12 protein-coding genes are annotated in these 12,588 nt (G+C 70.2%); 3 read left to right on the plus strand and 9 right to left on the minus strand.

The genetic code is table 11. The annotated features are described in order from the left end of the window. Window positions 1-43: 43 nt before the first annotated feature. Window positions 44-652 (minus strand): TetR/AcrR family transcriptional regulator, encoded by a 609-nt coding sequence (locus tag QR78_RS18365; RefSeq protein WP_202972802.1) that lies wholly within the window; start codon window positions 650-652, stop codon window positions 44-46. A 113-nt stretch (window positions 653-765) separates the two neighbouring features. Between QR78_RS18365 and QR78_RS18370 the strand changes: the two genes are divergently transcribed. After that, window positions 766-1,164 carry a RidA family protein gene (locus QR78_RS18370; protein ID WP_048429018.1) on the plus strand — a complete coding sequence of 133 codons (399 nt, stop codon included), beginning with the start codon at window positions 766-768 and terminating at the stop codon, window positions 1,162-1,164. Between the two features lie 17 nt (window positions 1,165-1,181). On the opposite strand, the gene QR78_RS18375 is transcribed toward QR78_RS18370, so the two are convergent. Continuing rightward, the gene (locus QR78_RS18375; RefSeq protein WP_122984086.1) at window positions 1,182-1,892 is read right to left on the minus strand and encodes a GntR family transcriptional regulator; all 711 of its coding nucleotides are present in this window, start codon (window positions 1,890-1,892) and stop codon (window positions 1,182-1,184) included. Window positions 1,893-2,179: 287 nt separating this feature from the next. Here QR78_RS18375 and QR78_RS18380 point away from each other — a divergent pair, with 287 nt between their 5' ends. Then, the gene (locus tag QR78_RS18380; protein WP_048429009.1) at window positions 2,180-3,031 is read left to right on the plus strand and encodes an oxidoreductase; all 852 of its coding nucleotides are present in this window, start codon (window positions 2,180-2,182) and stop codon (window positions 3,029-3,031) included. Between the two features lie 255 nt (window positions 3,032-3,286). Here QR78_RS18380 and QR78_RS18385 read toward each other — a convergent pair whose 3' ends face one another. The 7 genes from QR78_RS18385 to QR78_RS18415 form a co-directional block, all read right to left on the minus strand. Then, window positions 3,287-4,309, minus strand: coding sequence for a CobW family GTP-binding protein (locus QR78_RS18385; RefSeq protein WP_048429010.1), 1,023 nt, complete (start codon window positions 4,307-4,309; stop codon window positions 3,287-3,289). Further along, entirely contained in the window at window positions 4,306-5,928 is a 1,623-nt protein-coding gene (locus QR78_RS18390; protein WP_048429011.1) for an amidohydrolase family protein, read from the minus strand. The genes QR78_RS18385 and QR78_RS18390 overlap by 4 nt, the downstream gene beginning before the upstream one ends. 195 nt (window positions 5,929-6,123) lie before the next feature. Continuing rightward, window positions 6,124-6,951 carry an ABC transporter permease gene (locus QR78_RS18395; protein ID WP_048429012.1) on the minus strand — a complete coding sequence of 276 codons (828 nt, stop codon included), beginning with the start codon at window positions 6,949-6,951 and terminating at the stop codon, window positions 6,124-6,126. A gap of 258 nt (window positions 6,952-7,209) precedes the next feature. Further along, a complete protein-coding gene (locus QR78_RS18400; RefSeq protein ID WP_048429013.1) occupies window positions 7,210-8,235 on the minus strand; it encodes an extracellular solute-binding protein in 1,026 nt (341 codons plus the stop codon). After that, the gene (locus QR78_RS18405) at window positions 8,232-9,293 is read right to left on the minus strand and encodes an ABC transporter ATP-binding protein (protein WP_048429014.1); all 1,062 of its coding nucleotides are present in this window, start codon (window positions 9,291-9,293) and stop codon (window positions 8,232-8,234) included. The genes QR78_RS18400 and QR78_RS18405 overlap by 4 nt, the downstream gene beginning before the upstream one ends. After that, window positions 9,293-10,138 carry an ABC transporter permease gene (locus tag QR78_RS18410; protein WP_048429015.1) on the minus strand — a complete coding sequence of 282 codons (846 nt, stop codon included), beginning with the start codon at window positions 10,136-10,138 and terminating at the stop codon, window positions 9,293-9,295. Before QR78_RS18410 ends, QR78_RS18405 begins: the two co-directional genes overlap by 1 nt. Before the next feature lie 100 nt (window positions 10,139-10,238). Then, a complete protein-coding gene (locus QR78_RS18415; RefSeq protein WP_048429016.1) occupies window positions 10,239-10,892 on the minus strand; it encodes a TetR/AcrR family transcriptional regulator in 654 nt (217 codons plus the stop codon). Window positions 10,893-11,020: 128 nt separating this feature from the next. Here QR78_RS18415 and QR78_RS18420 point away from each other — a divergent pair, with 128 nt between their 5' ends. Further along, window positions 11,021-12,265 carry a metal-dependent hydrolase family protein gene (locus QR78_RS18420; protein ID WP_048429017.1) on the plus strand — a complete coding sequence of 415 codons (1,245 nt, stop codon included), beginning with the start codon at window positions 11,021-11,023 and terminating at the stop codon, window positions 12,263-12,265. Window positions 12,266-12,588 lie beyond the last annotated feature (323 nt).

Consider the following 12,588-nt stretch of genomic DNA (forward strand, 5'->3'; position numbering starts at 1 on the left):
GGAGGACAGTGGGGGGCGGGGGAGCGGGTGTCAAGGCGAGGCCTTACGGCCGCGACAGCCCCTCGGCGAGGCGCCGGAACGCGTCGAGGGCCCTCTCCAACGTCGTCTCCGGCGCGTCCGACGCCGCGACCCAGAGGGCGGCATGGAGCGAGGCACCGGCGAGGAGGCGTGCCGCCGCCTCCGGGTCGACGGGTGGGATCGCGCCGTCGGCGACGAGACTCCGGATGCGGCGCGTCGTCTCGGCGAGGCAGGCATTCTGGCTCGGCCAGGTCGAGGGATCGCCCAGCACCGCCGGCCCGTCGAGGAGCACGATGCGCTGGATCTCGGGCTCCCGCGCCATCTCGATATAGGCCCGGTACTCGTCGAGGAGGCCCTGCCACGGGGTCTCGGCCCGCTCGCCGACGACGCGGAGGCGCGCCGCCATCTCGGCGTCGATCCGGTCGATGACCGCCTGGAGCAGGCCCTTCTTGTCGCCGAAATTGTGATAGAGCGCGCCCCGCGTCAGGCCGGCCTCGGCGGTCAGGTCGTCCATCGAGGCCGCCGCGTAGCCCTTCGCGGCGAAGGCCTGGCGGGCGGCTCGCAGGAGCTTTTCCCTCGTCTCCTCCATCCCTTGCGCGCGTCGTCCGGCCACGGCTTCCCCCTCCCTCGACATACACATCGTATGTGAATTGACATACGGCGCGTATCCATGCTCTTTCGCATACGTCTCGTATATCGAACTCGAGAGCGAAGGAGCAATCCATGCCGCAGACGACCGTGACCCCGATGCCGACCCGCGAGGCGATCTTTCCGCCCGGACGGCAGGCGCTCTACGACAAGCACCGCTACTCGGCGGCGATCCGCTCCGGCGACCTCCTGTTCGTCTCCGGCCAGGTCGGCAGCCGCGAGGACGGCTCGCCCGAGCCCGACTTCGAGGCCCAGGTCGCGCTCGCCTTCGCCCGGCTCGACGCCGTGCTGGCGGCGGCGGGCTGCTCCTTCGCCGACGTGGTCGACGTGACGACCTTCCACACCGACCCGGAGGCGCAGTTCGACGCGGTAATGCGGGTGCGCGACCGCGCGATCGGCGCGGCGCCCTACCCGAACTGGACCGCCGTCGGGGTGACCTGGCTCGCGGGCTTCGCCTTCGAGATCAAGGCGATCGCGCGGATCCCGGCGCGCGGCTGAAGCCCCCTGTCCGGGCCTCAGGCCCTGCCGCTGCGCATCGCCATCCGGCCGCGCTCCAGGATACGGACGGGATCGCCGAAATGCTCGTCCATCTCCGCCTCCGTCTCGTCCGGGTGGCCGTGCCCGATGAAGTGGGCGAGGCGCTCGTGCTCCTCGACGAGCGCCCGGTTCTGGCGGTAGCCCGCCATCATGAGCCGCAGGCACAGGCGGGTCTCGGCCTGGAGCGTGTCGTAGCTACGCGACAGGCGCTCGCTCCGCGCCTCCTCGACGATCCGCTGATGGTAGCGCAGGTCGAGATCGGCGATCTCCGCCCAGTCGCCAGCGCCGAGCAGGACCGCCATCCGGTCCGTCAGCTCCATGAGCTCCCGCGCCAGGACGGCCCGGCCCGGGCCGGCCATCACCCGCCGGATCGCCGCGATCTCGAGAGATTTTCGGGTGAAGTAGATGTCGACGATGTCGCCGGTGGCGAGATCGACGACGAAGACCCCGCGATGGGGCTCGGCGCGCAGGAGGCCTTCCTGGACGAGGCGCTGGATCGCTTCGCGCACGGGACCGCGGCTGACGCCGAACTGGGTCGCGAGCGCCATCTCGTTCAGCTGCCCGCCGGCCGGAAAATGCCCGTCGAGGATGGCCGCCCGGATCTCGGAGGTGAGCTGGCCGGCCAGCGTGTTCCGGACGACGCGGCGCAGGCCCTTCGTCCGTCCGGGCGCTTCCGGGGCATTCGACACGATGATGGCTCTTCCGCTCCACGGGTCCCGGGACGGGCGCGATCCGGTTCGCGCCGCGATCGTCCCGGCCGGGGCGATACAGCACGAAGCGGGGGCCCCGTCGAGCGCGCCCGGGGGCTGAGCTCCGGTCTCCCGGTGGAAACCCCGGCGGGGTGTCCGCGGAGGCCGGGGGAGGGGAGGGCGCTCCCGGACGAGGCGGGCGGAACATCGGCCTGCGGGCGAACGATAACCCGGACGATCGAATCCGGCGCCGCCCTCCATCGGCGGCCTCCACGGGACCTCACGACATGACGCAGACAGCGACGCCCGTCTGGCTCATCACCGGCTGCTCCACCGGCTTCGGCCGGGAACTGGCCCGGCTCGTCCTCGACCGCGGCTGGCGCGCGGTGGTGACGGCACGCGACGCCGCCCGCGTCGCCGACTTGGCGTCCGGCGCCGAGGACCGGGCGCTCGCGCTCCCCCTCGACGTGACGAAGCCCGATCAGGTCGCGGCGGTGGTGGCGCAGGCGACGCAGCGGTTCGGCCGCATCGACGTCCTCGTCAACAATGCCGGCTACGGCTACCAGGCCTCGGTCGAGGAGGGCGAGGAGGACAAGATCCGCGCCCAGTTCGACGCCAACGTGTTCGGGCTCTTCGCGATCACCCGCGCGGTCCTGCCGGTCATGCGGGCGCAAGAGAGCGGGCACGTCGTCAACATCACGTCGGTCGCCGGGCTGATCGGGTTTCCCGGTTCGGGCTACTATGCGGCCAGCAAGCACGCGGTCGAGGGCTGGTCGGACGCGCTCGCCGCCGAGGTCGGGCCCCTCGGCATCCGGGTCACCTGCGTCGAGCCGGGACCGTTCCGCACCGACTGGGCCGGTCGTTCGCTGGTCCAGACCCCGAGCCGCATCGCCGATTACACCGAGACGGCGGGCGCCCGCATGGCATCCACCGCGGAAAAGAGCGGGACCCAGGCCGGCGACCCGGTGCGCGCCGCCGAGGCGATGATCCGGCTCACCGAGACTTCATCCCCGCCACGCCACCTGGTGCTCGGCGCCTTCGGCTTCGAAGCGGTGACCGAGCGGCTGCGCGGACGGTTGAAGGAGATCGAAGCGTCGGAAGCGGTGAGCCGCGGGGCGGATTATCCGGCGGGGGCTTGAGGGCGTTTCGGCGCGGTCAGGACACTCTCGATCCGGCAAAACGATCGGAAACCCTCTGCGTCATTCCCGGGTCCGCGGAGCGGAGCCCGGGATCCAGGAACACAGGTGGCCGAGAACAGGGCGGATCCCGGTCCGCTTCCGTGCGGCACGAACTGCGGTTCCGGATCCCGGGCTCCCGCCTTCGGCGAGCCCCGGGATGAGCGGGCGCGTGCGATGAATGTCGGTCTGCGCGGCCGGTATTCGTCGCCAGACCTCTCAAACCGCGTCCGCCCGCGGCATGCCCGCGCCCGCCCGGGCGAAGGGCGTGTCCGGCACCCGCGGCGCGAAGCGGAACAGGCCGGTGGGCGCCACTGTCTCCAGTTCGCCCGCCTCCAGGTCGCGGGCGATCACCACCAGGAAGGCCGGCGCGTCCTCGGCCGGCCGGCCGAAGGGGCGGGGACGTGAGAACAGCGTGCCGACGCTCTCGACCAGCACCGGCCGGTCCGATTCGACGACCCGCACCAGGCCCTTGAGGCGCAGCAGGCGCTCGCCGAGATGGCCGGCGAGGTTGTCGAGCCAGGCCGCCAGATCGTCGTAGGGGAGGGGGGCGGACGGCCGCGCGAGCCAGACTGCGACGCGGGGATGTGTGCCGGCGGGCTCCGCCTGGAGCAGCGCCGGATCGAGGCCGATCCCCGGGAGCGGCGCGAAGGCAGCCGCCACCGCGGCCGCGCGGTCGGGATCGGCCACGATGACGGCGAGCGGGTTGAGGGCGGCGACCTCGGACATGGCCTCCGACGGACGGCCGGAGGATGCGGCGTCGAGCTTCGTCACGACGATGCGGTGGGCGGCGGCCCATTGCGCGGCGGCCTCCGCGAAGGCGGCGGAGTCGGGCCCGCGCAGCGCATCGTAGGTGGCGAGGACCGAGACCCGCATCGGGAAGCCGGCGAGGCTCGCCAGCTGGCGCAGGACCGGGCCGGGCTTCGACAGGCCGCTCGTCTCCAGCACGATCCGCCGCAGCGGCCCCGAGGCTTCCGGCCGCTCGGCGGCGAGCAAAGCCTCGACGGTGCGGGCGAGGTCGCTGGTCATCTGGCAGCAGACGCAGCCATTGGCCAGCATCGTCATCGGCACGTCCCCCCCGCTTTCGCGCAGGATCAGCCCGTCGAGCCCGATCTCGCCGGCCTCGTTGACGATGATCGCGGTATCGGCCGCCTCGGGACGAGCGAGGTAGTCGCGCAGGAGCGTCGTCTTGCCGGAGCCGAGGAAGCCGGTGAGGACGACGACGTCGAGGATGTCGGTCACGGCGCCGCCTGCGGCGAGGTCGCGTATTGCGCCGGCACCGCCTCGTCCCAGGTCGCCTTGACGAGCGTGCGCACGTCGGCGAGCAGCTCGGCGGTGTCGTAGATGACCCCGTCCTTGATCGTGTATTTCAGGCCCCGGTGCCAGGTGGCGCCGTTCGTCGCCTCGTCGAGGCGGAGCGCCCCGGTGCCGTAGAGCAGCTTGAAGTCGGTGAGCGGGTTGTGGTCGTGGACCAAGAGGTCGGCGCGCTTGCCGACCTCGACGGTGCCGATCTCGTCCTCCAGCCCGCACAGGGCGGCGCCCTGCGAGGTCGCGGCGCGCACCACCTCCAGCGGGTGGAAGCCGGCCTCCTGCAGCAATTCCAGCTCGCGGATGTAGCCGAAGCCGAAGATCTGGTAGATGAAGCCTGAATCCGAGCCGGCGCAGACCCGGCCGCCGCGGTTCTTGTACTCGTTGATGAACGCCATCCAGAGCCGGTAGTTCTCCTTCCACTCGATCTCGTTCTGGGTCGACCAGCGATACCAGTACGAGCCGTGGCCGCCGCGCTGCGGCGTGAAGTAGTCCCACATCGACTTCCAGGTGTAGTCCTTGTGCCAGTCGGCCTGGCGCGCCCGCATCAGGTCGCGGTTGGCGTCGTAGATCGTGAAGGTCGGCACGAAGGTGAAGCCGAGTTCCAGGAACCGCTCCAGGGTCTCGTTCCACTTCCTGGAACCGGGCTCGGCGCCTTGCCGAAACATCTGGCCGGAGACCGAGAAGCGGAAATACTCGTCGTTGTAATCGTAATCGAGCGGGAAGTTCTGGACGACCCGATCCTCGAACAGGGCCTCGGGCAGGCCGTAATAATGCTCGGCGCTGGTGAGGCCCCAGCCGGCGGTGGTGAGCGCGTTCATCCGCGTCACCGCCATCTGGGCGTGGTGGCAGCCCGACTTCAGCCCGAGCTTCGCGCACTCGTCGAGGGCCGCCTCCATGATGGCGGGGGGCGCCCCGAAGAACTTCACGCCGTCGGCGCCGCGCTCCTTGAGCTTGCGCAGCCACACCCGCCCCTCCTCGGGGGTGTGGATCAGCTTCAGCATGTCGTTGACGGCCGGGAAGTAGCTGTAGGCGAGCAGCCGGGGTGCTGCGATCTCGTTGGCCTCCGCGCGCTTCTTCTGGTCGAGCATCCAGTCGAGGCCGTTGAACGAACCCATCTCGCGCACCGTCGTCACGCCGTGGGCGAGCCAGAGCTTGTAGACGTACTCGACCGGCGGCACCCAGCCGTTGGCGGCGTGATAGGCGACGCCGGCATGGGCATGGCAATCGACGAAGCCGGGCGTCACCCACTTGCCGCGGCAATCGATCTCGTGATCGCCGGGCGCGGGCCGGTTGGCGCTGTTGGCGAGGTTGCCGGTGACCTTCTTCAACTGCACGATGCGGCCGTTCTCGACCACGATGTCGGTCGGGCCGATCGGCGGCGCGCCGGTGCCGTCGATGACGGTGGCGGCCCGCAGCACCAGGCGCTCGTGCGGCCCGATCCCGCGGTCGCGGGAGGTCGAGGGCACCAGGGGCGGCTGGCCGGCCTTCGCGCGCTCGGCGGCGAGCTCGTTGCCGGCGAGAATCGTCTCAGGCATGGGGGCGTCGCTCATGGGGATCTCCCGTGTTCTTGTTAGATCTAAACGCCGGTCGCCGGCCCGGTCGCCGGCTTCAGCAGATTTCGCCGAAGTGGACACCGGTTCGGCGGCAAAAATCTGCGACAAGACAAACACCTCAGCGGGCGAAGCGTCGGTCTGCCAACGCAAGCCTGCTGAGGGCAGCCGAGGTGCCGGGCGGCGTGCGTCCGCTCAGCGGGCGTAGCGGCGGCCGAGCAGCGCGGTGCCGAGCACCGTCAGCACCAGGGTCGCGCCGAGCAGGATGAAGGCCAGCGCCGCGCCGAACGGCCAGTTCATGCCCTTCGAGAACTGGTCGTAGACGGCGGGCGCCATCATCTTGAACTGCGAGCCGCCGAGCAGCACCGCGGTCGCGTAGGTGTTCATGCACAGGATGAAGACGAGGACGCAGCCCGCCACCGTGCCGGGGAGCGCCAGCGGCCACACCACCCGGCGAAACACCGTGAAGGCGCTGGCGCCGAGATTGGCCGCCGCCTCCTCGACCGCCCGCGGGATGCTCTCGATCACCGAGGACAGGGTCAGGATCATGTAGGGCAGCACCACGGCGATCGTGCCGACCGCGACCGCGCCCGGCGTGTAGATCAGTTGAAGCGGGCTCGCGGTGATGTGAAGGCCGCGCAAAGTCGCGTTGATGAGCCCGTCGTTGCCGAGGAGCCCGAGCCAGCCCGCCGCACGCACGACGTTGCCGACCAGCAGCGGGATCAGGGTCAGCACGGTGACGAGGCTCTTCCAGCGGCTCTCCATCCGGGCGAGCCGGTAGGCCGCGGGAAAGCCGAGCGCCAGGGTCAGGGCCGTGCAGGTGAAGGCCATGACGAGCGTCGTGCCCATCACCCCGCGATAATACGGGTCGGCGACCGCGTTGAGGTAGTTCTGCGCCGTCGTCGCCTCGACCATCAGCTGCGTCGGGCTGTATTCGTTGAGCGAGATGCGCGCGAGCAGCACCATCGGGCCGACCAGGAGCGCGGCGACGACGAGGAAGGCCGGCAGGATGAGGGCGAACACGGCGGACCTTTAGCCTTGGGGATTTGTCGATTGCTGGGAGAAGAGGTTCGGCACTCACCTCTCCACCTCGCTGGGTCATCCCGGGGCCGCGAAAGCGGAGCCCGGGATCCAGACACTCGGATGGTTCAGGACGATGCGGGCAGCGGCCCGCCCCGTTCGCGAGCATCTGCGGTTCTGGATTCCGGGCTCCGCTTTCGCGGCCCCGGAATGACGCGGAGGATGAAAGGGCTATCGCGAGTAACGAGTCGATCCGACAGCCTACCCCTTGAATTCCTTGTTCCAGAAATCCGAGAACGCCGCCTGCTGCGCCTGCATGGTCGCGTAGTCGAGCGGGCGGAGCTTGGCCTGCTGGGCCTCCGTCAGGCTGATCTGCTTGGCGAGATCGTCCGGGAGCTTGGCGTCCTTGACGGTCGGCACGTAGCCCATCTTCTGCGCGAAGGCGACCTGGGCCTTCGCGTCGAGCATGGCGTTCAGGTACTTGAAGCCGCTGTCCTTGGCCCGCGAGTTCTTCGGCACGCCGGCCTCGAACAGGATCGGCAGGGCGCCCTCCTCGGGGATCGCCATCTCGACCGGGATGCCGGCCTGCTTCCACATGAAGCCGCGGGCGAGCCACATCAGCGAGATCCACACCTCCTCGGACTTGAGCGCCGCGGCCAGCGTCTCGTTCGAGGGATAGACCTTCGGCGAGAGCGCCTTCAGGTCCATCAGGGCCGCCTTGCCCTTGGTGAAGTCGGTCGGGGTGCCGCCGGCCCCGATATTGGCGCCGGCCATGTTGAAGTTCCAGAGGATGTCGGAGAAGCCGACCCGGCCCTTGTACTTGGGGTCGAAGATGTCGGCGTAGCGGGTCGGCGGGGTCGTGACCTTGCTCGGGTTGTAGAGGATGACCATGGCCGAGTAGATGTGCGGGATCGAGTGCGGCTTCTTGAACACGTCGATCACCTGCGACAGGCGCGGCACCTCGGCGGCCGGCACGGTCTCCAGCACGCCGAGCTGGCTCAGCATGTAGCTGTCGATGTCGTTGATGCAGGCGACGTCCATGCTGCCGCGGCGGCTGGTGCGCTCGGCGATCAGCTTGGTGCGGCGCGGATCCTGGTTGGCGATGTCCTGCGACACCTCGATGCCCTGCGGCTTCATCAGCGGCACGTCGATGTTCTGCTGCAGCAGCGCGCCGTAATCGCCGCCCCAGGTGCCGACGACGATCGACGAGGATTCGGCCCGGGCGGGCAGCGTGCCGGCGAGGCCGAGGGCGGCGCTGCCGACCATGAGATTGCGACGGGTGATCATCGGGCGGGGCTCTCTGCTGCCGGGATGACGCGGGCGGCGTCGGGGATCCAGGTGATGCGGACGGGATCGCCGGCCGCGAGGCGGCGGCGGGGATCGTCGGGAAGCGGCGTCGGGCTCACCGCGACGATCGCCTCGCCGGCCAATTCCAGGTGGTACTCGGTGCGCGCACCGAGATAGGTCACGGCTCGCAGCCGCCCGGTGCCGGCGGGATCGGGCGCGACGGCAATCCGCTCGGGCCGGATCGCCAGCTTGCCGCCCGCCGCCGCCGCGTCGGGCGCGCACGGCACCGCGGCGCCGCTCGCCAGGCGAAACACGTCGGCGCCCTCGCGCGTGCCGTCGAGGAGGTTGCAGCGGCCGACGAAGCCGGCCACGAAGGTGTTGGCCGGGCGCTCGTAGAGGTCTTCCGCGCTGCCGACCTGGAGCACGCGGCCGTGCTCCATCACCACCAGCCGGTCGGCCATCGCCAGGGCCTCGTCCTGGTCGTGGGTGACCATCAGGGTCGTGAGGCCGAGCCGCTTCTGCAACTCGCGGATCTCCAGGCCGACCTCGGAGCGGAGCTTGGCGTCGAGGTTCGACAAGGGCTCGTCGAGGAGGAACACCGCCGGGCTCACCACCAGGGCGCGAGCGAGCGCGACGCGCTGCTGCTGGCCGCCCGAGAGCTGGCGCGGCAGCCGGTCGGCGAGGGCGTCGAGGCGCACCAGCCGCAGGGCCTCGGCGATGCGCCGGTCGCGCTCCGCGCGGCCGACCTTCCGCATCTCCAGCCCGAAGCCGACATTGTCGGCGACGCTCATGTGGGGAAACAGCGCGTAGGACTGGAACACCATGCCGGTGTCGCGGGCGTAAGGCGGCAGCCGCGTCACGTCGCGCCCGCCGATCACGACCCGGCCGGCACTCGGCTCGATGAAGCCCGCGACCATGCGGAGCGTCGTGGTCTTGCCGCAGCCCGACGGCCCGAGGAGGGCGACGAGCTCGCCCTGGCGGATGTCGAGGTCGACGCCGGCGACGGCGGTGGCCTCGCCGTAGCGCTTGGTGAGGCCGTCGAGGAGAAGCGTGCCCATCAGACGATCCGCGACAGCTTCACGAAGCGGTCGGTGACCAGCATCAGGATCGTCACCATCAGGATCTGCGCGGTCGCGACGGCGGCCAGGGTCGGGTCCATTCGGAATTCCAGGTAGCTCAGCATGGCGACGGGCAGGGTGGTGCGCCCCGGGCCGACGAGGAGGAGGTTGAGTTCGAGGTTCTCGAAGCTCGCCACGAAGGAGAACAGGGCGGCGGCGACGATGCCGGGCCGCAGCATCGGGAGCGTGATGCGGCGAAACACCGTGAAGGGCCGGGCGCCGAGATTGGCCGCCGCCTCCTCCGCCGCGCGGTCGAGGCCCGCCAAGCTCGCGGTGACGAGGCGCACCGTCCAGGGGATCGTGATCAGCACGTTGGCGGCCACCAGACCGCCCAGCGTCGCCTTGATGTCCATGTCGAGCCAGTCCTCGGCCCGGAGCGTGAACATGTAGAGGGCCGAGCCGGCGACGATCGCCGGCACCGCCAGCGGCGCGAGCAGGAAGGTGTTGAGGAAGCCGCGCCCCGGGAGGTTCGACCGCACCAGGGCGAGCGCGGCCGCCGTGCCGAGGGGCACGCCGATGGCGGTGGCGGCCAGCGCGATCTGGAGCGAGGTGAGGAAGCCGCGGGCGAAGTCGCGCTGCGCCCAGGCGTTGAGGTACCAGCGCCAGGTCACGCCCTCGGGCGGGAAGGTGACGATCTCCTGGTCGAAGAACGAGGTCACGATCACCGTCACGATCGGCGCGAACACGATCGCGTAGGCGAGGACGACCGCCGCCAGGAAGGCGATGCGGCCGAGCCGGACCGACAGGCCGGGACCGGCTGCGGGGGAGAGGGAGGCGACGCTCATGCGGTTCACGGGTTCGGGTCGGGCGCCGGCGCGGCAGCTGACCTATTTTTAAGACAGGTGTTTGCCCTTGTGGCAAGATGGATGCCAGGATGCCGGACGTTCACGCCACCGCCTCGCGGAAGCGGGGATCCGCGAAGGCGGCATCCCCCGCCGGACCGGCCACGAGCTGCGGCAGCACCGCCTTCCAGGCCTCGATCAGGTCGCGGTAATAGTCCGGGTCGGGCCGCAGCACGGTCTGCACCCCCATGCCGCGCATCAGGTTCACCGTCAGGTTGAGGATGATCCGGGCCTGCCGCGGCGGCCGGGCGTCGGAATCGCAGAACTCGACCCAGATCGCGTCGAGGGCGGCGTGGAAGCGCTGCACCACCGGGATCAGGCAGTCCCGCAGGTCCGCGTCGGTGCGGGACTCGTTGATGAGTTCCATCGAGAGATGGAAGAACCGGCCCGAGAAGAGCGGCCACAGGAACTCGACGAAGTCGGCGAGGGGCAGCGCCCCCGAGCGCACGTCCCGGGAGACCGCCTTGATCTCGGCCGTGCCGTCGGCGAGCACCGTCTCGAGCGCCGCGAGCACCAGGTCGGCCCGGGTCGGGAAGTGGTGCAGCAGCGCCCCGCGGGAGACCTGCGCCCGCTCGGCGATCTGTTGCGTCGTCGCGGCGTGGTAGCCGACGGCGTAGATCTCGTCGATCGTCGCGCGCACCAGCCGCTCGCGGGTCGCGAGGCTGCGCGCCTGGGGCTGCCGTCCGGTCTGCGTCACCGATCCTCCCGCCCATGAGCGCCTGAATAAAAAACAAGCTTGCCTGTTTTTTTCTCGCTGTCCAGTGTGCCGCCACGCCCGCGCGCCCTCATCCCCCGGTCGCGCCGCACGACAAAGGGACTGCCCGCATGAGCGCCGACCTCGTCCTGTTCCGCAACGCCCGGGTCCTCGACGGCACCCACGACACCGCCCTCGACGGACACGACGTGCTGGTCGAGGGGGGCATCATCCGGGAGGTGTCGGACAAGCCGCTGACCGCCTCCTCGGCGCGGGTGATCGATCTCGCCGGGCGCACCCTGATGCCGGGCCTGATCGACTGCCACGTCCACGTCATCGCGACGATCCCCGACCTCGGCGCCAATGCCGAATTGCCGGATTCCCTGGTGGCGCTGCGCACCGCGAAGATCATGCGCGGGATGCTGATGCGCGGCTTCACCACCGTGCGCGACCTCGGCGGCGCCGATCACGGGCTGGTCATGGCGGTGCGCGAAGGGCTGATCGACGGCCCGCGGCTGGTGATCTGCGGCAAGGCCCTGTCGCAGACCGGCGGCCACACCGACTATCGCGGCCGCTACCATTCCCGCGACGTGAGCCACTACGGCACGAAGCTCGGCGCCATGGGCCGGGTCTGCGACGGGGTCGACGCGGTGCGCCGCGTGGCCCGCGAGGAGATCAAGGCCGGGGCCGACTTCATCAAGATCATGGCCAATGGCGGCGTCTCCTCGCCGACCGACCCGATCGCGTTCCTGGGCTACTCGGTGGACGAGCTGCGGGCGATCGTCGAGGAGGCGACCAATGCCCAGACCTACGTCGCCGCCCATCTCTACACCGACGCGGCGATCCGCCGGGCCGTCGAGTGCGGGGTGATCTCGGTCGAGCACGGCAACCTGGTGACGCCCGAGACCGCGCGGCTGATCCGCGACAAGGGCGCCTACGTGGTGCCGACCAACGTCACCTTCGACGCGCTCGCGAAGGAGGGCGCATCCCTGGGCTTGCCGCCGGCCTCGGTCGCCAAGATCGAGGACGTGCGCGAGGCGGGTCTTGCCGCCCTCGAGACCCTGCACGCGGCGGGCGTGATGATGGCCTACGGCACCGACCTGCTCGGCGAGATGCACCGCCACCAGTCGGAAGAGTTCGTGATCCGCGGCCGCTGCCTGCCGGCGATCGAGGTGATCCGCTCGGCCACGGTCAACGCCGCCAAGGTCGTGCGCCTGGAGGGCAAGGCCGGCGTGGTGGCGCCGGGCGCCTTCGCCGACCTGATCGTGGTCGACGGCGATCCGCTGGCCGATCTCTCGCTGCTGACCGGCCAGGGCCGGCACATGCCGGCGATCATGATCGACGGGCGGTTCGTGAAGGACGAGCTGGCCGCCTGACGCGCCGTCCGGGCGAAGGCATCCCCGCACCGAGCGTGCCGGAGGATCGGTCGCCGATCCTGGTGCGGGGGGCACCCGCCTCAGCAGATGTCGCCGAAGTGGATACCGGTTCGGCGACAAAATCCGCGACGAAACAAGAACCTAAGCGGGCGAAGCGTTGGTCTGCCACGGTACACGACCCTGGCCGGGAACCGTGCAGCCAAGCTTCATGACCCATTGCAAACCAACCTCTTTTCCGGACGACTGAAGCGAAGCGGAAGGAGATCCGGAATCCAGCACGAAAAGCCGCGAAGCGTCTCTTTGTCTGCGACGGTGCAACAGGT

This window comes from Methylobacterium indicum (assembly GCF_001043895.1).
Lineage (GTDB): Bacteria > Pseudomonadota > Alphaproteobacteria > Rhizobiales > Beijerinckiaceae > Methylobacterium > Methylobacterium indicum.